20 protein-coding genes are annotated in these 19,474 nt (G+C 67.7%); 17 read left to right on the forward strand and 3 right to left on the reverse strand.

Going from position 1 to position 19,474, the window contains the following annotated elements; translation table 11 throughout:
* Nucleotides 1-838 precede the first annotated feature (838 nt).
* Nucleotides 839-976: a hypothetical protein gene (locus JHD80_RS06545; protein WP_199085566.1), complete on the forward strand. Its 138-nt coding sequence runs from the start codon at nucleotides 839-841 to the stop codon at nucleotides 974-976.
* 213 nt (nucleotides 977-1,189) lie between these two features.
* Here the strand turns inward: JHD80_RS06545 and JHD80_RS06550 are convergent, their stop codons facing one another.
* Nucleotides 1,190-2,230 (reverse strand): zinc-dependent alcohol dehydrogenase family protein, encoded by a 1,041-nt coding sequence (locus JHD80_RS06550; protein ID WP_199085567.1) that lies wholly within the window; start codon nucleotides 2,228-2,230, stop codon nucleotides 1,190-1,192.
* Nucleotides 2,231-2,398: 168 nt separating this feature from the next.
* Between JHD80_RS06550 and JHD80_RS06555 the strand changes: the two genes are divergently transcribed.
* The 15 genes from JHD80_RS06555 to rimO all read left to right on the forward strand — a co-directional run bounded on the left by JHD80_RS06555 (nucleotide 2,399) and on the right by rimO (nucleotide 16,619).
* Nucleotides 2,399-3,718 (forward strand): O-antigen ligase family protein, encoded by a 1,320-nt coding sequence (locus tag JHD80_RS06555; protein ID WP_199085568.1) that lies wholly within the window; start codon nucleotides 2,399-2,401, stop codon nucleotides 3,716-3,718.
* Between the two features lie 76 nt (nucleotides 3,719-3,794).
* Complete coding sequence (locus tag JHD80_RS06560) at nucleotides 3,795-4,769, forward strand: Gfo/Idh/MocA family protein (protein ID WP_248311421.1); 975 nt, start codon at nucleotides 3,795-3,797, stop codon at nucleotides 4,767-4,769.
* Nucleotides 4,770-4,986: 217 nt separating this feature from the next.
* Nucleotides 4,987-5,301 carry a 2Fe-2S iron-sulfur cluster-binding protein gene (locus JHD80_RS06565; protein ID WP_349237221.1) on the forward strand — a complete coding sequence of 105 codons (315 nt, stop codon included), beginning with the start codon at nucleotides 4,987-4,989 and terminating at the stop codon, nucleotides 5,299-5,301.
* Nucleotides 5,301-5,657, forward strand: a complete 357-nt coding sequence (locus JHD80_RS06570) for a DUF2849 domain-containing protein (RefSeq protein ID WP_199085571.1) — start codon at nucleotides 5,301-5,303, stop codon at nucleotides 5,655-5,657. The genes JHD80_RS06565 and JHD80_RS06570 overlap by 1 nt, the downstream gene beginning before the upstream one ends.
* A gap of 4 nt (nucleotides 5,658-5,661) precedes the next feature.
* A complete protein-coding gene (locus JHD80_RS06575) occupies nucleotides 5,662-7,332 on the forward strand; it encodes a nitrite/sulfite reductase (protein ID WP_199085572.1) in 1,671 nt (556 codons plus the stop codon).
* A complete protein-coding gene (locus JHD80_RS06580) occupies nucleotides 7,319-7,843 on the forward strand; it encodes a DUF934 domain-containing protein (RefSeq protein WP_349237222.1) in 525 nt (174 codons plus the stop codon). Before JHD80_RS06575 ends, JHD80_RS06580 begins: the two co-directional genes overlap by 14 nt.
* Before the next feature lie 2 nt (nucleotides 7,844-7,845).
* Entirely contained in the window at nucleotides 7,846-8,085 is a 240-nt protein-coding gene (locus tag JHD80_RS06585; protein WP_199085573.1) for a hypothetical protein, read from the forward strand.
* Nucleotides 8,082-9,539, forward strand: a complete 1,458-nt coding sequence (cysG, locus tag JHD80_RS06590; protein WP_199085574.1) for a siroheme synthase CysG — start codon at nucleotides 8,082-8,084, stop codon at nucleotides 9,537-9,539. Before JHD80_RS06585 ends, cysG begins: the two co-directional genes overlap by 4 nt.
* A 188-nt stretch (nucleotides 9,540-9,727) precedes the next feature.
* On the forward strand, nucleotides 9,728-10,768 hold the full coding sequence (locus tag JHD80_RS06595) for a sulfate ABC transporter substrate-binding protein (protein WP_199085575.1): 1,041 nt from the start codon (nucleotides 9,728-9,730) through the stop codon (nucleotides 10,766-10,768).
* A gap of 10 nt (nucleotides 10,769-10,778) precedes the next feature.
* Nucleotides 10,779-11,675, forward strand: coding sequence for a sulfate ABC transporter permease subunit CysT (locus tag JHD80_RS06600; protein WP_199085576.1), 897 nt, complete (start codon nucleotides 10,779-10,781; stop codon nucleotides 11,673-11,675).
* Nucleotides 11,668-12,558 carry a sulfate ABC transporter permease subunit CysW gene (gene cysW, locus JHD80_RS06605; protein ID WP_199085577.1) on the forward strand — a complete coding sequence of 297 codons (891 nt, stop codon included), beginning with the start codon at nucleotides 11,668-11,670 and terminating at the stop codon, nucleotides 12,556-12,558. Before JHD80_RS06600 ends, cysW begins: the two co-directional genes overlap by 8 nt.
* A gap of 24 nt (nucleotides 12,559-12,582) precedes the next feature.
* Entirely contained in the window at nucleotides 12,583-13,629 is a 1,047-nt protein-coding gene (locus JHD80_RS06610; RefSeq protein ID WP_199085578.1) for a sulfate/molybdate ABC transporter ATP-binding protein, read from the forward strand.
* A 272-nt stretch (nucleotides 13,630-13,901) separates the two neighbouring features.
* Nucleotides 13,902-14,339 (forward strand): OsmC family protein, encoded by a 438-nt coding sequence (locus JHD80_RS06615; RefSeq protein ID WP_199085579.1) that lies wholly within the window; start codon nucleotides 13,902-13,904, stop codon nucleotides 14,337-14,339.
* Nucleotides 14,336-15,196: a sulfurtransferase gene (locus JHD80_RS06620; RefSeq protein ID WP_199085580.1), complete on the forward strand. Its 861-nt coding sequence runs from the start codon at nucleotides 14,336-14,338 to the stop codon at nucleotides 15,194-15,196. The genes JHD80_RS06615 and JHD80_RS06620 overlap by 4 nt, the downstream gene beginning before the upstream one ends.
* Before the next feature lie 103 nt (nucleotides 15,197-15,299).
* A complete protein-coding gene (gene rimO / locus JHD80_RS06625) occupies nucleotides 15,300-16,619 on the forward strand; it encodes a 30S ribosomal protein S12 methylthiotransferase RimO (protein WP_199085581.1) in 1,320 nt (439 codons plus the stop codon).
* 12 nt (nucleotides 16,620-16,631) lie between these two features.
* Here the strand turns inward: rimO and JHD80_RS06630 are convergent, their stop codons facing one another.
* Entirely contained in the window at nucleotides 16,632-16,958 is a 327-nt protein-coding gene (locus JHD80_RS06630; protein WP_199085582.1) for a hypothetical protein, read from the reverse strand.
* A 213-nt stretch (nucleotides 16,959-17,171) separates the two neighbouring features.
* Complete coding sequence (locus tag JHD80_RS06635; RefSeq protein WP_199085583.1) at nucleotides 17,172-18,146, reverse strand: quinone oxidoreductase family protein; 975 nt, start codon at nucleotides 18,144-18,146, stop codon at nucleotides 17,172-17,174.
* A gap of 133 nt (nucleotides 18,147-18,279) precedes the next feature.
* On the opposite strand from JHD80_RS06635, the gene JHD80_RS06640 reads away from it, so the two are divergent.
* Complete coding sequence (locus JHD80_RS06640) at nucleotides 18,280-19,455, forward strand: UbiH/UbiF family hydroxylase (protein ID WP_199085584.1); 1,176 nt, start codon at nucleotides 18,280-18,282, stop codon at nucleotides 19,453-19,455.
* Nucleotides 19,456-19,474 lie beyond the last annotated feature (19 nt).

Below are 19,474 nucleotides of genomic sequence, written 5' to 3' on the forward strand. Positions count from 1 at the left end.
CCCCCCCCCCCCCCCCCCCCCCCCCCCCCCCCCCCCCCCCCCCCCCCCCCCCCCCCCCCCCCCCCCCCCCCCCCCCCCCCCCCCCCCCCCCCCCCCCCCCCCCCCCCCCCCTCTTAATGACACGCCCCCCACCGAGATCTACACCGAAGGTTAATCGTCGGCAGCGTCAGATGTGTATAAGAGACAGATCCTGCCCTCGCCCATCACCCAAACGGGGCGGCCGTCCGGAGGTATGCTGGAGGTTGGGTGAGGGTCGGCGCCTGCGGGCGGGGGTTACGCCCTGCTCCCGGGAGGCTTCGGGGCACCGCCCTGGGGACACTACGGTCCCTGTGCGAGGAGCTAGCTGGAAGGCTCGGCCGGTGACGGACGGGCATGGCGACGGCGCGACGACCCGCTGAGGGAAACTGGCGCCGAAACCCGCCCATCCTGAACCACCTTTGCCCGATAAGCGCGGCCCGGAGCCAAAAGTCGCCGGAGGCGGAGCGCCACGGGGCGTGCGACGGGTGGCTCAATCCCGCCGCGCCGCAGCCTGGCTCAACGGTTGCGGATATCCCTCGCGCCTCGCGGCGCTCCGCCAGCCCCGCTCGTCCCCGCCGCGCATCCGCGCGGGCGGATGATCCTGCGTGCCTGACCCTAGGGAGACCCGCCATGCCGAAACGCCAAACCCCCCCCCGCCGCTATCCCGCCGATCACCGATTTCGAGAGCTGCCAGAGGGCGCGGCCGCTGATCCTGCGCCGTTTCGCCGACATTCTCGGCGTCTGGGAGGTTTGCGCGAACAAGGCCTGCAGCCGGGCGCGCAGTTGCCAGGGCCAGGACACGGCCTGCCTGCGCGCCTTCATGCAGGCGATCCCCGACCAGGACCGCCGGGAGATACGCTACGCGCTGGACAACCGCGCGGCCGGGCTCTCTCCCGGCGAGGCGATGGAGCAGGCGCAGGCCCGCGTCGCCGGGGAGATCGCACGGGACGGCGAATGACGGGCCGGCGCCCTTACGGAGCCACACGCGGGAACCCCTCTCCTGTAAGGAGAGGGGTAGGGGTGAGGTGCAGGCCCTAAGACCAGTCGAGCGCGGCAGCAGCAGCGGTGAGGTCGTGGCCAAGGCGTCCAACGGCTTACACCTCACCCTGCCCTCTCCTTACAGGAGAGGGTTCTCCGGTCGCGCTTCCCGCGCCCGATCGGTCACCCCCCCTCAGAACCGGTCGATGATCGTCACGCCCGTACCCTCGAAGCGGTCCATCGCCATCAGGGCGGGGATCGATTCGGCGAGGTCGATGCGGCGGCCGACGAGCTGCTGCGGCGTGAGCTTGCCGGCGCTGATCATGTCGAGCATCGCGCCATAGCGATGCGCCTGCATGCCGTGGCTGCCGAGGATTTCGAGCTCGTGGGCGATGACCTGCGCCATCGGGATCGGCGGCGTCGCCTGCTCCGCCAATAGCAGCCCGACCTGGATATGCTTGCCGCGCTTGCGCAGATTCGCCACCGAGTTGAAGCAGGTCTGGGGGTGGCCGAGCGCATCGAGCGAGACATGGGCGCCGCAGCCGGTGACGTCGCGCACGGCGGCGACAACGTCGGCTTCCGTTTTCGCGTTGATCGTCACCGCGGCGCCGACCTCGCGGGCGAGCTTCAGCTTGTCGTCGGAGATGTCGACGGCCACGACATTCGCGCCGAGCGCATTGGCGATCATGATCGCCGAGAGGCCGACGCCGCCGCAGCCATGCACCGCGACCCATTGCCCGCCCGAGACCTTGCCCTGGTCGACCACGGCGCGGAACGAGGTCACGAAGCGGCAGCCGAGGCTCGCGGCTGTGGCGAAATCGATCTCCTCGGGCAGGCGCACGAGGTTGAAATCGGCCCGGTCGATCCGGACATATTCGGCAAACGAGCCCCAATGGGTGAAGCCGGGCTGAAACTGGTCGTCGCAGACCTGCTGGTTGCCGGAATGGCATTGCGGGCAGGAGCCGCAGCCCGCGACGAAGGGCACGGTAACGCGGTCGCCCTCGCGGAAGCGCACGACGCTGCGGCCGACCGCGGCGATGACGCCGGCCAGCTCATGGCCCGGCACATGCGGCAGGCGGATATCGGGATCGTGGCCGACCCAGCCATGCCAGTCGCTGCGGCACAGGCCCGTCGCCTCGACCTTGATGATGACGCTGTGCGGCTCCGGGGTCGGGTCCGGCAGGATGCGCAGTTCGGGGGCCTGCCCGAAGGCTTCGTAGACGACGGCTTTCATGGGGCGGGCCCTCCTTGGTCAATCGCCCGTGTCATGGGGCAGCGCGGCGGGAAGCGTCAACCGCGACGCGCTGCGGCGGTGAGACGCCCTTAAGATTCCGCGCCTAGGGTGCATTCGCGTTCGGCCCGCCCTGCCGGCGGGCGTTTCGAAGACGGCCGCGAACCATTCATGAGCGACAGCGTCCACGGCGCGACGATCAGCGACAGCCACCGAGCCGCGGCCGAGCCCGGCATGCTCGGCGGCGTCCTCGCCGGCTGCGGGCTGTTCGTCCTGATGCTGTCGCTGCAGCCCTTCGCCGGCGTGCCGGAGCAGACGACGCCGGGCGAATCGACCGGAAACATCGTCAACCAGATCGGCTGGTTCGGGCTGGGCCTCGTCTTCCTCGTGGCGATGCTCGGGCTGACCCAGCGCGACGTGCTGGCGCGGCTTGGACTCGGCCGCTGGGCGATCGTCTTCGCCGTCGCGGCTTTGTCGACGCTGCAATCCTTCGATCCGACCGGCTCGCTGCGCGGTCTGCTGTTGACGGCCATCGTGATGATCGTCGTCGCCGGCGTGCTCGTCCTGCCCCGCGACGAGCGCAGTTTTGCCGTAGCGGCAGTCAATGCCTGCCTCGTGCTGCTGCTGCTGGTCTACGCGATGCTGGTCGTGGCGCCGCAGCTGGTGGTGCACAGCGCGGAAGGCGCCGAGGGCGTGCATGTCGGCGACTGGCGCGGGCATCTCCCGCACAAGAATTTCGCCGCGCCGGTGTTCTCGATCGTGGCGATGATCGGAATTTACGGCTGGCGCAGCGGCCTGCGTTGGCGGGGCGCGCTGATCGTCGCGCTGGGCGTCGTCTTCGTCCTCAACAGCGGCTCCAAGACGACGCTCGGATTCCTGCCGCTCGCGATCGGCGTGGTGGCGCTGGGGCGGATATTCGGGCGGCCGGGGCTGACGGTGCTGGTCCATCTCGTGCTGGTCGCGCTAATCGCAGCGCTGACCGTCGGCTCGGTGATGTCGCCGACCTTTTATGCGCTGCTCAAGGCCGTGATCTCCGACCCAACCTTCACCGGCCGCGACGAGATCTGGAAATTCGCCCTGCAGCGCATCGCCGAGAAACCGTGGCTGGGCTACGGCTATGCCAGCTTCTGGCAGACGCCGGCCGTGACTGGGCTGGAGGAGAATTTCGAGGCGAGCTGGGACATCCGCGGCATCGGCTCCGGCCATGACAGCTATCTCGATGCGGCGCTGACCTTCGGCGTGCCCGGTGCCGTGGTGATGATCTTCATCCTGATGGGCCTGCCGCTCCTCGATTACCTGCGGGCCTGCCGCGTCGCGGCCAACCGCCGTCTCGCCGATCTCTTCGTCATGATCGTGATCTTCATGACCTATATCGGCATGCTGGAATCGTTCCTGCTCAACCGGGCCGATCCGCTCTGGGTGCTGTTCGCGCTGGCGGTGACCGGCATCGGCCTGACCGCACGGATGCGGGCGAAGCCATCCGCATCCTGAACGTCCGCCCACTGGACAAGCCCGCCTTGTCCGGGGAAACAGCAGCCGGCCCGAACATATGCCGAGCGAGACATCCATGACCGATTCCCCGATTTCCCTTGGCCTCATCGGCGCCGGCATCATGGGCGAGCGCATGCTGCGCGCGGCGCTCGACCAGCCGGCGACGGCGCTACGCGTCTCCGGCATCTGGGACCCTTCCGCGGAGGCGATGGCACGGATTGGCGCCGTGCTGCCCTCGGTGGCACAGCAACCGGACGCCGCGGCCCTGATCGCGGCGAGCGATTGCGTCTATATCGCTTCGCCGCCCTCCTCCCATCTCGGCCATGCCCGTGCGGCCCTCGCCGCGGGCAAGGCCGTGTTCTGCGAGAAGCCGCTGGCCGTCGATGTCGAGGATGCCCGCGCGTTCGTGAGCGAGGCCGGTGACCGCGGCGCGGTGAACTTCCCCTTCGCGTCCTCGCCTGCCGTCGCGCGGCTGCGGGAATGGATCGAGTCCGGCGCGGTGGGCACGCCGCAGCGCGTGTCGATCGAGGTCGCCTTCGCGAATTGGCCGCGCTCCTGGCAGGTCGATGCCGCCGGCTGGCTCGACCGCACGGCGCAGGGCGGGTTTACCCGCGAGGTCGTCTCGCATTTCCTGTTCCTGACCCGCCGCATCGCCGGGCCTTTTTCCGATCTCGCAGCCAAGGCCGCCTATCCCGAAGCCGGCAAGAGCGAACGCCGGATCGAGGCGACGCTGAGCGCGGGCGCCCTGCCCGTCAGCCTGAGCGGCAGCGTCGGCACGACCCCGAAGGACGACCATAACGTCTGGACGCTGGAAGGGGATAAGGGGGCGGTCCGGCTCTGCGACTGGTCGCGCGCCGAGCGTCGCCTCGCCGATGGGAGCTGGCAGCCCGACCCCGACGCGCTCTCCCAGAACGAGGCGCGCCCGCTGGCGCTGCGCCGCCAGCTCGAAGGCGTGGCCAAGCTGACCCGCGGCGAGCCGCATCATCTCGCGACCGTGCGCGAAGCGTTCGATGTGCAGGACATCGTCGAGACGATCCTGAAAAGCACCTGAGGCGCGAACGGCATCCGAGCGGCCTTACCGCACGAGGCGCAAGGCCGCTCGTATGGCACAAATTTGCGACAAATCAGCCGAAAACCCGCTCCTTGGGATAATTCCACTCTACCGTGCAGATAATTCGAAAAAACCGACTACCTAATGTGAATTGAGCCGCACCCCGCCCATAGCGTAAAACCTCTGTTCGAAAGACCGAACGGGGATGGGCGTTATCGTGGCAGTTCTGAACGTCATCGATCGACAGGGCCGGAGCCATGAACTCGAAGCCGTCGAAGGCTGGCGGGTCATGGAAATCCTGCGCGACTACAAGGTCGGCATCGAGGGCGTCTGCGGCGGTTCCTGCGATTGCGGCACCTGCCATGTCATCGTCGCGCAGGAATGGGCCGAGAAATTGCCCGAGCCGCGCGACGAGGAGATCGACGCGCTGGACGAGTTACCATTGATCGAGGCGACCTCGCGCCTCTCCTGCCAGATCATCTGGGCCGACGATCTCGACGGACTGACGCTGACGCTGGCGGAGGCCGCGTGATGGCGGCTCAAGCGAAACGCGTTCCCCTGCCCGCGATCCTGCTCGCCAACGACCTGCTCGACGGCGATGTCGTCTTCGCCTTCGCCGACGGCGCCGGCCCGCTGGCCTGGACGCGGGACCCGGCGCTCGCCCTCGTCGCGACTGACGACGCTGCCGCCGACCGGCTCGAAGCCTTCGCTGCCGCCGAGCTCCGCGGCAACAGGGTCGTCGACGCCTATCTCGTGGACGTTGCCATCGAGAGCGGCAGCCCGGTTCCCCGCCATTTCCGCGAGCGCTTCAAGACGCTCGGCCCCAGCAATCGTCCCGATCTCGGCAAGCAGGCCGGAGACGGCATCGCCTCCGCGCCGAAGGGCTGATTTCATGTATCGTTACGATGAATTCGACGAGCGTTTCGTCCGGGAGCGGGTGGCCCAGTTCACCGATCAGGTGGCGCGCCGGCTCGACGGCTCGCTGACCGAGGACGAGTTCAAGCCGCTGCGCCTCAAGAACGGCGTCTATCTCCAGCTCCACGCCTATATGCTGCGAATCGCCGTGCCCTATGGCACGCTGAATTCGCGGCAATTGCGTCAGCTCGCCCTGATCGGCGAGCGCTATGACCGTGGCTACGGCCATTTCACCACGCGCCAGAACCTGCAGTTCAACTGGCCGAAGCTGCGCGACGTTCCTGAAATCCTCGGGCTGCTCGCCGATGTCGAGATGCATTGCATCCAGACCTCCGGCAACTGCATCCGCAACGTCACGGCCGACCATTTCGCCGGTGTCGCGCAGGATGAGATCGAGGACCCGCGCCCGACCGCCGAATTGATCCGGCAATGGTCCTCGGCCCATCCCGAATTCGGCTACCTGCCGCGCAAGTTCAAGATCGCTGTGACCGGCGCCGAAGCCGACCGGGCCGTGATCAAGGCGCACGATATCGGCCTGCGCCTGCGCCGCCATCCCGACACGCACGAGACCTGCTACGAGATCAGCGTCGGCGGCGGCCTTGGCCGCACGCCGATGATCGGCAAGGTCGTGCGCGACTACCTGCCCAAGAAGGACCTGCTCGCCTATCTCGAGGCGATCATGCGGGTCTATAATCTCGAGGGCCGGCGCGACAACAAATACAAGGCCCGCGTCAAGATCCTCGTCCACGAGATCGGCGCCGAGGAATTCACCCGCCGCGTCGAGGCCGAATTCGCGCAGCTTGACGGCCCCTCGATCAATGCCGATCCGGAAGAGGTCGCGCGCATCGCCGCCTATTTCGCGCCGCCGGCCTATGAGACGCTGCCGGCCGTCAGCAACACGCTGGAGGCGGCAAAGGCCGCGAACCCGGCCTTCGCCCGCTGGGTCGAGGTCAACACGGTTCCGCACAAGGCGCCGGGCTATACGGCGCTGACGATCTCGCTGAAGCCTCAGGGACAGGCGCCGGGCGACGCGACTAGCGAGCAGATGCGCCGCGTCGCCGATCTGGCCGAGCGCTATTCCTTCGACGAATTGCGCGTGACCCATGCCCAGAACCTCGTGCTGCCGCATGTGCGCCAGCGCGATCTCTTCGCGATCTGGCAGCAGCTCGGCGAGGCAGGGCTCGCCACCGCCAATGTCGGGCTCGTCACCGATATCATCGCCTGCCCCGGCCTCGACTACTGCGCGCTGGCGACGGCGCGCTCGATCCCGGTCGCGCAGGCGATCCAGAGCCGCTTCGCCGACGAGGCCCGCCAGCGCGAGATCGGCCCGCTCGGCATCAAGATCTCCGGCTGCATCAATGCCTGCGGCCATCACCATGTCGGCCATATCGGCATTCTCGGCCTGGAGAAGCGCGGCATCGAATCCTACCAGATCACGCTCGGCGGCGATGCTACCGAGAACGCAGCGATCGGCGAGATCCTAGGACCCGGCCTCGCCGCCGAAGAAGTGCCGGACGCGATCGAACGGATCGTCGGCGTCTATCTGGCCGCCCGCGCCGAAGGCGAGAGCTTCATCGACACTATCCGCCGCATCGGCCTCGCGCCCTTCAAGGCCGCCTTCCAGGAGACTGCCCGTGCCGCTGCTTGACCGGACCGGAAGCGCCGAGGACCGCTGGACGCGCAGCGAGGGCGCGGCGATCGGGAATATCCCGGCCGCGCTCGTGCCCTGGGAAGTGCTGGTCGAAGCGCTCGATGCGCAGGAGGCCGAGCAGGTGATCGGCGTGATCCTGCCGAATTCCGTGCCCTTCTTGGCTCTGGCCCCCTTCCTGCCGCGGCTGGCGCTCGTCGCCATCACCTTCCCCGCCTATGCGGACGGCCGCGGCTTCAGCCTCGCCCGCCAGATTCGCCGCGCCGGTTTCGCGGGCGAGATCCGCGCCAGCGGCCCGCTGATCGCCGACCAGTTCGCCTATGCCCTCTCCTGCGGCTTCGACACGATCGAGCTGCCGGAGGCGAACGCCGCGCGCCAGCCGGTGCCGCAATGGCTGCATGCCAGGGATTCGTTCAGCGCCACCTATCAGCGCGGCTATGGCGAGACCGACCGCAACATCCTCGACCAGCGCCGGGCGGCGAGAACCGCGCGCCCCCTCGCAGCGGAGTGAGCATGACGATCTCGACCGCGACCCATCGTTCCATCGAGCGTTCCCGCCCTTCCGTGGCCGTCGATGAAGACGGCCCGGACGACGCTTTCGAGATTCTGCCTGCAAGCGAGGCACGCGGGCGCTGGTTCGATCTCGGCTTTCGCCTTATCATCCTGGCACTGGCCGCGCTGTGGCTGCTGATGCCGCCGGCCGGCGGCGGGCACCGCGCGGCAGACGAGAAGGCCGTAGCGACGACACGATGACCGACAGACAGCCCCAATCCACCGCGGCGCGGATCGAGCCGCTGGCGACGCTGCCGCTCTTCCACAAGCTGGGCGGGCGCAAGGTCGTGCTCGCCGGTGCAACCGAAGGCGCGCTGTGGAAGGCCGAATTGCTCGCGGCGACCGGGGCCGAGCTCCATGTCTTCGCCGCTGGCGAAGAGGCGCTGTTTGCGGGGCTGGCGCAGGGCGAGATCGGCCATCGCATGCATATCCATGCCCGCACCTGGCAGGCCGACGATCTCACCGATGCGGCGATCGCGGTTGCCGATATCGACGATGCCGATGCGGTCCGCGCCTTCGTCGCGGCGGCGCGGCAGGCCGGCGTGCCGGTCAATATCGTCGACAAGCCCGAGCATTGCGATTTCGCGTTCGGTGCGCTGGTCAACCGCTCGCCGCTGATCGTCGCGATCTCGACCGATGGTGCCGCGCCAGTCTTCGGCCAGGCGATCCGCACCAAGATCGAGGCGCTGCTGCCGCCCGGACTGAAGAACTGGGCGCAAGCGGCCGCCGACTGGCGCCCGGCAGTCCAGGCCCGCGAACTGCCCTTCGCGCTGCGACGCGCCTTCTGGGAACTCTTCGCCGGCAAGGCCATGGCCGAGCCGGAGCGCGCGCCGAATCGAGACGACGAGGCCGAGCTGTTCGCGAAGCTTTCCCGGATCGAGGCCAACCATGACGGCAAGGGCCGCGTCACGCTGGTCGGCGCCGGCCCGGGCGACCCGGAGCTTCTGACGCTGAAGGCGATCCGCGCCCTGCAGAGCGCCGACATCATCCTCTATGACGATCTCGTCTCGCCGGGCGTGCTGGAGCTGGCGCGGCGCGAGGCCAAGCGCATGCTGGTCGGCAAGACCGGATACGGCCCCTCGGTGAAGCAGGGCGACATCAACGCGCTGATCGTCTCGCTGGCTGTCCAAGGCAAGCATGTCGTGCGCCTCAAAGGCGGCGACCCCGGCATTTTCGGCCGCGCCGGCGAGGAGATCGAGGCCTGCCATGCTGCCGGCATCCCGGTCGCGATCGTGCCGGGCATCTCGGCAGCGCAGGGTGCGGCCGCCTCGCTTGGCCTGTCGCTGACCCATCGCGACCATGCGCGGCGCCTGCAATTCGTCACCGGCCATTCGCGCAAGGGCGATTTGCCCGAGGATCTCGACTGGCGCGCCATGGCCGATCCGGCCGCCTCGACCGTGATCTACATGGCGCGGGCCACCCTGCCCGGCTTCCGCGAACGCGCCATCGCCGCGGGTCTTGACCCGCAGACGCCGGCTGTGGCCGTGCTCGCCGCGACGCGCCCCGATGAGCAGCGTGTCGCCGCGACGATCGCGGACCTGCCGGAGCGGCTCGGCGAATTGCCGGCGAGCGGCCCCGTCCTCGTCCTGCTCGGCCATGCCTTCGGCCCGGCGCTTGCTGCCGCCAACCTGACCGAAGATCGCCGCCGGGCCTGATCGCGCCCGGCGTCGCCGCAGGGTGGAACGCCATCGCCGGAGATGCGTTTTCTCCTCCGGCGCCCGAATTTGGAAGGCGCCCATTGCGTTAGGTCATTGAGACAAGGACGACAATTCAGTACGTTTCGTTTGTTTTTCAGAACGGATCGAGGCTTCGAGCCTCGCCGTGAACGCAACGGAGCCCTGACATGACACGACCCGTGTTTCCCCGCCTTCTCCGGGCCGGCCTTGTTCTGGGGGCCTTCACGCTCTGCTTCGGCGTCGTCGCCGGAGCCCGCGCCCAGACCGAGCTCCTCAACGTCTCCTACGACCCGACCCGCGAGCTCTATCGCGATATCAACGCGGCTTTCATCGCCGAGTGGAACGCGAAGAACCCGGACAAGAAGATCAGCACCATCCGCCAGTCGCATGGCGGCTCGGGCGCGCAGGCCCGCACCGTGATCGACGGGCTCAATGCCGATGTCGTGACGCTGGCCTTGGCGGGCGATATCGACGCCGTCGCTGAGCGCTCGAAGAAGCTGCCGCTCGACTGGCAGAAGCGCCTGCCGCATAATTCCTCGCCCTATACCTCGACAATCGTCTTCCTCGTCCGCAAGGGCAATCCGAAGGCGATCAAGGACTGGGGCGATCTCGTGAAGCCGGGCGTGCAGATCATCACGCCGAATCCGAAGACCTCGGGCGGAGCCCGCTGGAACTATCTCGCCGCCTGGGCCTATGCCGAGAAAGCCTTCAACAAGGACGAGGCGAAGGTGCGCGACTATATCGGCAAGCTGCTCGCCAATGTCCCGGTGCTCGACACCGGCGCGCGCGGCGCGACCACGACCTTCACCCAGCGCGGCATCGGCGATGTCTTCCTGTCCTGGGAGAACGAGGCCTTCCTCGCCTTGAAGGAATTCGGCGCCGACAAGTTCGACATCGTGGTGCCGAGCCTGTCGATCCTGGCCGAGCCACCGGTCGCGCTGGTCGATGCCAATGTCGACGCCAAGAAGACCCGCGAGCAGGCGCAGGCCTACCTCGAGTTCCTCTACACGCCGAAGGGGCAGGCGATCATCGCCCGCAATTTCTACCGCCCCCGCAATCCCGAAGCCGCCGACGCCAAGGACATCGCCAATTTCCCCAAGGTCGAAATGGTGACGATCGACGACGCCTTCGGCGGCTGGAAGAAGGCGCAGCCGACCCATTTCGGCGATGGCGGCACCTTCGACCAGCTCTACAAGCCGGCACGCTGAGGACCTGTCCATGACGGCGGCGACGACGACCTTCCGCTGGCGCGAGCCGAGCATCCTGCCCGGTTTCGGGCTGGCGCTCGGCATCACCGTGACGGCGTTGTCGCTGATCGTGCTGATCCCGCTGGCGGCGCTGTTCCTGAAGGCCGCCAGCGCCGGCCCCGCCGATATCTGGGCGGTAGCGAGTTCGCCGCGCACGCTCGCCGCGCTGAAGCTCTCCTTCACGGCGGCCCTGTTTGCGGCGCTGGTCAACGCGGTTTTCGGCCTGATCCTGGCTTGGGTTCTGGTGCGCTACGACTTTCCGGGCCGGCGCCTGATCGACGCCGCCGTCGACCTGCCCTTCGCCCTGCCGACGGCGGTCGCCGGCATCTCGCTGGCGGCGATCTACGCACCGAACGGCTGGGTCGGCTCCCTGCTGGCACCGCTTGCCTTCAAGATATCCATCCCCTTCACCGATCTCTCCTTCGGCTTCGACGGCAAGGTTGCCTATACGCCGCTCGGCGTGATGGTGGCGCTGATCTTCATCGGCCTGCCCTTCGTCGTGCGCACCGTGCAGCCGGTGCTGGAAGAGCTGCAGAGCGATGTCGAGGAAGCCGCGGCGCTGCTCGGCGCCAGCCGCTCCCGCACGATCTTCCGGGTCGTGCTGCCGCAGGTCCTGCCGGCCCTGATGACCGGCTCCATCCTCGCTTTCGCGCGAGCCGTCGGCGAATACGGTTCGGTGATCTTCATCGCCGGCAATGTGCCGATGGTCTCGGAGATCGCGCCGCTGCTGATCGTGATCCGGCTGGAGCAGTTCGACTATGCCGGCGCTGCCGTGGTCGCGACGATGATGCTGCTGATCTCCTTCACGCTGATCCTCGGCGGCAACCTGATCCAGGCCCGCGCCCGCCGGAGGTTCGGCGATGTCTGACACGACCCTGCCCTCCGCCTCGGCCTCGACGAAGCCTCGCGGCACCAGCCGGGCGCGCGGCGAAAGCCCCGCCGTGCAGATCGTGCTGATCGCGGTTTCGCTCGCCTTCCTGCTGCTGTTCCTGCTGCTGCCGCTGGTCACGGTCTTCGTCGAGGCCGCCGCCAAGGGCTGGGAGGCCTATCGCGCCGCGATCACCGAGCCCGATGCGCAAGCCGCGATCCGTCTGACATTGCTGGTCGCGGCGATCGCGGTGCCGTTCAACGTCGTCGTCGGTATTGCCGCCGCCTGGGCCATCGCCAAGTTCGAATTCCGGGGCAAGGATCTGCTCATCAGCCTGATCGACCTGCCCTTCTCGGTTTCGCCGGTGATCTCGGGCCTCGTCTTCGTACTGCTCTTCGGCGCCCAAGGTTATTTCGGGCCGTGGCTCCAGGCCAACGACCTCAAGATCGTCTTTGCCCTGCCCGGCCTGATCCTGGCCACGGTCTTCGTCACCTTCCCGTTCGTGGCGCGCGAGCTGATTCCGCATATGCAATCGCTCGGCTCGTCCGACGAGGAGGCGGCGATGACGCTCGGTGCCTCGCCCTGGCGCGTCTTCTTCTCGGTGACGCTGCCGAACGTGAAATGGAGCCTGTTCTACGGCGTCCTGCTCTGCAATGCCCGCGCGATGGGCGAGTTCGGCGCGGTCGCGGTGGTCTCGGGCAAGATCCGCGGCCTGACCAACACGATGCCGCTGCATATCGAGATTCTCTACAACGAGTACATGGGCGCTGCCGCCTTCGCGGTGGCCTCGCTGCTGGCGGGGCTGGCGCTGGTCACCCTCGTGCTCAAGACCCTGCTCGAATGGCACTATGGCGATGTGATCGCCGCCAGCCGCCATCACTGACCCACAGACGAAGGATTTCTCGCCATGTCGGTCGCCGTCACCATCGAGACCATCGAAAAGCGCTTCGAGAACTTCCCGGCGCTGCGGGGCGTCTCGCTCGATATCCAGCCGGGGGAGCTGGTTGCGCTGCTCGGTCCCTCGGGCTCGGGCAAGACCACGCTGCTGCGCCTCATCGCCGGGCTGGAGGAGGCCGATCGCGGCCGCGTGCTGTTCGGCGAGACCGATACGCGCGAGCTCTCGCTGCGCGATCGCCGCATCGGCTTCGTCTTCCAGCAATACGCGCTGTTTAAGACGATGAACGTGGCCGAGAATATCGGCTTCGGCTTGAAGTCCCGGCCGCGGCACGAGCGCCCGAGCAAGGACGAAATCCGCAAGCGCGTCAGCGGTTTGCTGGACCTCGTTCAGTTGCCGGGACTGGAAAAGCGCTATCCGAGCCAGCTCTCAGGCGGCCAGCGCCAGCGCGTCGCGCTCGCCCGCGCGCTCGCCATCGAGCCGCGGGTGCTGCTGCTCGACGAGCCCTTCGGCGCGCTCGACGCCAAGGTCCGCAAGGACCTGCGGGCCTGGCTACGCGAACTGCACGGGCGCACCGGCCACACCACCGTCTTCGTCACGCATGACCAAGAGGAAGCGCTGGAGCTCGCCGACCGTGTCGCGATCCTCAACGAAGGGCGCATCGAGCAGGTGGGCTCTGCCGACGACGTCTACGATCATCCGGCCACGCCCTTCATCTGCGAGTTCCTGGGCGAGGTGAACAAGCTGCCGGTCAAGGTCGTCGGCAGCCAGGCCTTCTTCGGCGACCGGCCGGTGCTCGGCGGATTGTCGCAGAACCAGGGCGGCCCGGCCTCGCTCTATGTCCGGCCGCAGCACCTGCGCATCGTCGACGAGACGCCCCTCGCCTTGCCCGGGACGGTCGAGCATCTGCGCCGGAACGGGCCGATCCGCCGGGCGGAGGTGGCTGTCGAGGGGCTCAAGAAGCGGCTCGAGGTCGATCTCGCCAGCCAGGTTGCACCGGCGATCGGCGAGCGGATTCGCCTGCGCATCACCCATGGAAATCTGTTCGCGGCGGCGTGAGGAACCGGGGCGTCATTCCGGGGCATGGCGCAGCCATGAGCCCGGAACCCAGAACCGATGCCCTTCGGAAAGGAAGCTCCCTTGCTCGCCCTTATTCCGGAGATCGCATCGGTTCTGGGTTCCGGGCTCGATCCTTCGGATCGCCCCGGAATGACGGGAGGTTGCGCAGCACAATTCCCGCCATCGCGGCAGCGTCATGAAGCCGCCCTCGCCTCGGCAGACCCGTCAGGCTATGCCTGTCGCATAGCAGATCACGCCGACAGGAGATCGCGATGAAAGCACGCGCGAAATGGGTTGATGGGATGGCCTTCATGGGCGAATCCGGCAGCGGGCACGCCATGATCATGGACGGCGCGCCGGAATATGGCGGGCGCAATCTCGGCATCCGGCCGATGGAGATGCTGCTGATCGGGCTCGCCGGCTGCACGGCTTTCGATGTCGTGGGGATGATCAAGAAGGGACGCGAAAACATCACCGGCTGCGAGGTCGATGTGGAGGCCGAGCGCGCCACGACCGATCCCAAGGTCTTCACCAAGATCCACCTCGCCTACCGCATCACCGGCAAGGGCCTGTCGCACGCCAGGGCGGAGCGGGCCGTCACATTGTCGAAGGAAAAATACTGTTCGGCTTCGATCATGCTCGGGGCGACCGCAGAGATGAGCTACAGCCTCGAAGTGATCGACGAACTACGGAAGGAGGCTGCTGAATGAGCCGCACTGAATTCGCCGGATTGATCACGCCGGAGGCGCTGGCCGAAAAGCTCGGTGCCGAGAACCTCGTCATCATCGATATCCGTACCGCCGCCGACGGCGCGAAGACCGCCTTCGAGGCCGGTCATATTCCCGGTGCCGTACACTCCGACTATGCCGCCGACGGCTGGCGCGCGAAGATCGGCAATGCGCCGGGCATGCTGCCGCCGCTCGATCATCTCGCCGCGCTGGCGGGGCGGCTCGGCATCAAGCCGCATGACGATGTCGTCATCGTTCCGGCCGGCACGGCTGCAACCGATTTCGCCGCGGCGGCGCGGGTCTACTGGACGCTGAAATTCATCGGCCATGGCCAGCAGGCCATCCTCGACGGCGGCTTCAAGGCCTGGACGGCCGATCCGAAGCGCCCGGTCGAGACCGGCGCCTCCAAGCCGAAGAGCGCGGCCCCCTATCCGGTCGTGGCGCAACAGGCTTTGCGCAGCACGGCGGATTCGACGCTCGTCGCTGCCAGAAGCAAGCAGGCGAGCCTCCTCGATGCGCGGGGCCCCAGCTATTTCGAGGGCCACGAGAAATCGGCGGAGGCCGCGCGCGCCGGCCATATCCCCGGCGCGATCCCGCGCGACTATGCCGGCGCCTTCGAAGGCGGCAAGCTCAAGGCGCCCGGCGAGCTGGCGAAGCTCTACGCGGCCGTGCCGCAGGGTCCGGTGATCTCCTACTGCAATACCGGCCATTCCGCCGCGGCGAACTGGTTCGTGCTGTCGGAGGTTCTGGGCCGCGACGAGGTCGCGCTCTATGACGGCTCGATGACCGACTGGACGCAAGATCCCGACCGTCCCGTCGCGACCGGCAAGGCGGCCTGAACCGCTTTCGATTGCAAATCAGGCTAAAAAGGTTCAAAGGAAGCGCCGATCGCGTGCCACGCGCGCGGCGCTTCCTGACATTCTGGACATAAGCCATCAGCCGATGAACGCCGTCGCGCCGAAAATCTCCTTCGTTTCGCTGGGCTGCCCCAAGGCGCTCGTCGATTCCGAACGGATCATCACCTCGCTGCGCTCCGAGGGCTACGAGCTCTCGAAGAGCCATGCCGGGGCCGACCTCGTCATCGTCAATACCTGCGGCTTCCTCGACTCGGCCAAGGCGGAATCGCTGGAGGCGATCGGCTCGGCCATGGCCGAGAACGGCAAGGTCATCGTCACCGGCTGCATGGGCGCCGAGCCCGAGCAGATCCGCGACGTCTTTCCGAACGTGCTCGCGATCACCGGCCCGCAGGCCTATGAGAGCGTCGTCTCGGCCGTGCATCAGGCGGTGCCGCCGAAGCACGACCCCTTCGTCGATCTCGTGCCCGACCAGGGCGTCAAGCTGACGCCGCGGCACTACGCCTATCTCAAGATTTCAGAGGGCTGCAACAATCGCTGCACCTTCTGCATCATCCCGAAGCTGCGCGGCGACCTGGTCTCGCGGCCGATCGGCGACGTGCTGCGCGAGGCCGAGAAGCTGGCCAAGGCGGGCGTCAAGGAATTGCTGGTGATCTCGCAGGACACCAGCGCCTACGGGCTCGACATCAAGTATGCGCCGTCGATGTTCAAGGATCGCGAGATCCGCACCCGCTTCTTCGAGCTTGCCCGCGAACTCGGCCAGATGGGGATGTGGGTGCGCCTGCACTATGTCTATCCCTATCCGCATGTCGACGAGGTGATCCCGCTGATGCAGGAAGGGCTCGTGCTGCCCTATCTCGACATTCCCTTCCAACACGCCTCGCCGAACGTCCTGAAGGCGATGAAGCGCCCGGCCCATCAGGACCGCACGCTCGACCGCATCCGGAAGTGGCGCGACATCTGCCCGGACCTCGCCATCCGCTCGACCTTCATCGTCGGCTTCCCCGGCGAGACCGAGGAGGATATGGACATCCTCGTCGACTGGCTGAAGGAAGCGAAGCTGGAGCGCGTCGGCGCCTTCAAATACGAGCCGGTCAAGGGCGCGCCCGCCAATGATCTCGGCCTCGCCCTCGTCCCCGAAGAGGTCAAGGAAGCCCGCTGGCACCGCTTCATGAAGGCGCAAGCCGAGATTTCCACCCGCATCGTCAAGGCCAGGGTCGGCAAGCGCATCCAGGTGATCATCGACGAGGCCGGTCCGACCGTCGCCAAGGGCCGCTCGAAATGGGATGCACCGGAGATCGACGGCAATGTCTACGTGGCGAGCCGCCGCCCGCTCAGGGCCGGCGACATCGTTACCGTGAAGATCGAGCGCGCCGACGCCTACGACCTGCACGGCGTCGCGGTCTGAACAGGCACATCCTCAGTTGAAGGTACAGAGCCGTCGGATGACGCGGCCGTTTCGGTCGCGCGCCGTGCCGAGGCTGCTGCAAGAATCGCTCGCCATGACGGTTTCGGCCTGCTCCACCTGCCGGGGCGGCTCGCTGCAGATGCCGCTCGTGCAGCCGGTCTGGGCATAGCGCAGGCGAACCGGACCGGGGACGCGCACGCGGCCCTGCTCGGCACCCTTCAGGATCGCTTCGGCCGGGGTGGCGGCTCCGCCGGTTCCCTTGGCCTGCTGGGCCAGCGCGACGCCCGAAAGGGCGATGACGGCGACGAGGAAAGCGGCGGTCTGAAACTTGGACGACATGAGCGTCGGGTCCCGAATGGTCGCCAGCATGCGCTGACATCCATTCGTCGCGACAGGTCATGTCCGGGTTCACGCCCCGTTGCAAAAATGCACCCGGATGACCGGGCGCATCGCTCGCACTTGCGTCATTCCCGGGCTTGGCCCGGGAATCTCATGACCAGAGATCTCTGGTTTCCGAGATGCTCGGGTCGAGCCCGAGCATGACGGCCCTGGTCAGGGAATGAGAACGGTCGAACCCGTGGTTCCACGCGACTCGAGCGCCCGGTGCGCGTCCGCCGCGTCCTTCAGCGGGAAGGTCGCGTTGACCGGCACCTTGACCTTGCCGCTCAGCACCGCGTCGAACAGGTTCTTCGCCATCGCGATCATCGTTTCGCGCTTGGCCGTGTGCGTGTTGAGCGTCGGGCGGGTGACGTAGAGCGAGCCCTTGGCGGCGAGGATGCCGAGGTTGAAGGATTCGACCGCGCCCGAGGCATTGCCGAAGCTCGCCAGCAGGCCGAAGGGCTTCAGCGTGTCCAGCGACTTCATGAAGGTGTCCTTGCCGACGCCGTCATAAACCACGTCGCAAAGCGCCCCGCCGGTGATCTCCTTCACCCGCGCCGCGAAATCCTCCTCGCGGTAGTTGATGACGTGGTCGACGCCATGCACCTTGGCCAGCTCCGCCTTCTCCTTCGAGCCGACGGTGCCGATCACGGTCGCGCCCAGCGCCTTGCCCCATTGGCAGAGGATGAGGCCGGTGGCGCCGGCGGCGGCATGGACGAGGATCGTGTCGCCCGGCTTCACCTTGTAGGTCCGGTGCAGCAGGTATTCGGCCGTCAGCCCCTTCAGCAGCATGCTGGCGGCAGCCTCGTAGGAGATGCCCTCGGGCAGCGCGACGACGGAGGCCGCCGGCACGATGCGTTCCTCGGCATAGGCGCCGAGGCCTGCGACCACCGCAACGCGGTCGCCCGGCTTGAACTCGGTGACGTTGGGGCCGACGGCGAGCACGTCGCCGGCGCTCTCGTTGCCGAGCGTGAACGGCATCTGCGGCGCGGGATAGAGGCCCGAGCGGAAATAGGTGTCGATGAAATTCAGGCCGATCGCCCGGTTCCGGATCAGGATTTCGCCGGGGCCGGGCTGCGGCAGGGTGACGTCCTCGAACTGGAGGACCTCGGGGCCGCCGGTCTTGTGGGCGCGAATGGCTTTGACCATGAAAGCATCTCCTGGGGATGAATGCCCCGACCATAGTTCATCGCGCGGGAAAGGCATCCGTGCCCAATGCAGAACGCACCTTGCGACTTTGCGGCCCGTGGCCAAAGCGGGGCGCATCGGCTAGCCAAGAGCGATGAACACGGACACTGCCGATCAGGTCGATATCGCCATCGTGGGCGCCGGCGCCGTCGGGCTGGCAGCCGCGCTGGCGCTGAGCCGCCAGGGGCGCCGCGTGGCCCTGCTCGGCCCGGTGGCAACGCCGCGTGACGGGCGCACCGTCGCCCTGCTCGACGGCTCCTGGCGGATGCTGGCCGAGCTCGGCGTGCAAGACGCCTTGTTGGAAAAGGCGGCGCCGCTTGAGGTGATGCGCCTCGTCGACGATAGCGGCAGCCTGTTCCGCCAGCCGCCGGTCGAATTCCGCGCATCAGAGATCGGGCTGGAGGCCTTTGGCTGGAATATCGAGAATGCCGACCTGACCGGGATCCTCGCCGAGAAAGCCGGTGTGCTATCCGGCCTGCGCATGATCCCTGGCCTCGTCCGGGCGATCGAACCGGAGGCGGATAGTGTGCGGCTTTCCGGTGACGGCTTCGCACCGCTGAACGCCCGGCTCGTCGTCGGTGCGGATGGGCGCAATTCGCAGGTGCGCGCGGCGGCGGGCATCGAGAGCCGCGACTGGCGCTATCCGCAGATCGCATTGACCGCAATCTTCGAGCACCGCCGCGATCATCGGGAAACCTCGACGGAGTTCCATACCCGCAAAGGCCCCTGCACGATTGTGCCCCTGCCCGGCCGGCGCTCCTCGCTGGTCTGGCTGCTCGACCCGGAAGAGGCGGAAGCCGTCGCCGCGCTGGACGATGCCGCCTTCGCCCGACGCGTCGAGCGGCAGGTGCAGTCGCTGCTCGGCGCGATGACCGTCTCGGGTCCGCGCGGCAAGGTGCCGATGGGCGGGCTCTCGGTCGAGCGCTTCGGTGCCGGCCGGATGGCGCTGATCGGCGAGGCCGCGCATGTCTTTCCGCCGATCGGCGCGCAGGGGCTCAATCTCGGCCTGCGCGATGTCGCGGCGCTGGGGGAGGCGCTGGCGGGAGCGGCGGATGCCGGGGCGCCCAGCGTCATCGCCGATTACGACAGGGCGCGGCAGGCGGATGTCCGTTTGCGCACGGGCGCGGTCGATGTGCTGAACCGCACGCTGCTGACCGATCTGCTGCCGGCCGACCTGATGCGCGGCGCCGGACTGCTGGCGCTATCGCGGATCGGCCCGCTGCGAAGGCTCGTGATGCGGCAGGGGCTGGCTGGCGGCGCGGCTCGTTAGGCGCTGGTCGGCACTCGAT

It is taken from the genome of Allobosea sp. ASV33, from assembly GCF_016428755.1.
Classification (GTDB): Bacteria; Pseudomonadota; Alphaproteobacteria; order Rhizobiales; family Beijerinckiaceae; genus Allobosea.

What these genes read in the sequence shown, in the direction of transcription:
- JHD80_RS06630 (WP_199085582.1), bottom strand. Translation starts at nt 16,958, where the DNA reads ATGTCGTCCAAGTTTCAGACCGCCGCTTTCCTCGTCGCCGTCATCGCC.
- JHD80_RS06635 (WP_199085583.1), bottom strand. Translation starts at nt 18,146, where the DNA reads ATGGTCAAAGCCATTCGCGCCCACAAGACCGGCGGCCCCGAGGTCCTC.
- JHD80_RS06570 (WP_199085571.1), top strand. Translation starts at nt 5,301, where the DNA reads ATGGCGGCTCAAGCGAAACGCGTTCCCCTGCCCGCGATCCTGCTCGCC.
- JHD80_RS06560 (WP_248311421.1), top strand. Translation starts at nt 3,795, where the DNA reads ATGACCGATTCCCCGATTTCCCTTGGCCTCATCGGCGCCGGCATCATG.
- JHD80_RS06610 (WP_199085578.1), top strand. Translation starts at nt 12,583, where the DNA reads ATGTCGGTCGCCGTCACCATCGAGACCATCGAAAAGCGCTTCGAGAAC.
- JHD80_RS06600 (WP_199085576.1), top strand. Translation starts at nt 10,779, where the DNA reads ATGACGGCGGCGACGACGACCTTCCGCTGGCGCGAGCCGAGCATCCTG.
- cysW (WP_199085577.1), top strand. Translation starts at nt 11,668, where the DNA reads ATGTCTGACACGACCCTGCCCTCCGCCTCGGCCTCGACGAAGCCTCGC.
- JHD80_RS06640 (WP_199085584.1), top strand. Translation starts at nt 18,280, where the DNA reads ATGAACACGGACACTGCCGATCAGGTCGATATCGCCATCGTGGGCGCC.
- cysG (WP_199085574.1), top strand. Translation starts at nt 8,082, where the DNA reads ATGACCGACAGACAGCCCCAATCCACCGCGGCGCGGATCGAGCCGCTG.
- JHD80_RS06585 (WP_199085573.1), top strand. Translation starts at nt 7,846, where the DNA reads ATGACGATCTCGACCGCGACCCATCGTTCCATCGAGCGTTCCCGCCCT.
- JHD80_RS06555 (WP_199085568.1), top strand. Translation starts at nt 2,399, where the DNA reads ATGAGCGACAGCGTCCACGGCGCGACGATCAGCGACAGCCACCGAGCC.
- JHD80_RS06615 (WP_199085579.1), top strand. Translation starts at nt 13,902, where the DNA reads ATGAAAGCACGCGCGAAATGGGTTGATGGGATGGCCTTCATGGGCGAA.
- JHD80_RS06545 (WP_199085566.1), top strand. Translation starts at nt 839, where the DNA reads ATGCAGGCGATCCCCGACCAGGACCGCCGGGAGATACGCTACGCGCTG.
- JHD80_RS06550 (WP_199085567.1), bottom strand. Translation starts at nt 2,230, where the DNA reads ATGAAAGCCGTCGTCTACGAAGCCTTCGGGCAGGCCCCCGAACTGCGC.
- rimO (WP_199085581.1), top strand. Translation starts at nt 15,300, where the DNA reads ATGAACGCCGTCGCGCCGAAAATCTCCTTCGTTTCGCTGGGCTGCCCC.
- JHD80_RS06620 (WP_199085580.1), top strand. Translation starts at nt 14,336, where the DNA reads ATGAGCCGCACTGAATTCGCCGGATTGATCACGCCGGAGGCGCTGGCC.
- JHD80_RS06595 (WP_199085575.1), top strand. Translation starts at nt 9,728, where the DNA reads ATGACACGACCCGTGTTTCCCCGCCTTCTCCGGGCCGGCCTTGTTCTG.
- JHD80_RS06575 (WP_199085572.1), top strand. Translation starts at nt 5,662, where the DNA reads ATGTATCGTTACGATGAATTCGACGAGCGTTTCGTCCGGGAGCGGGTG.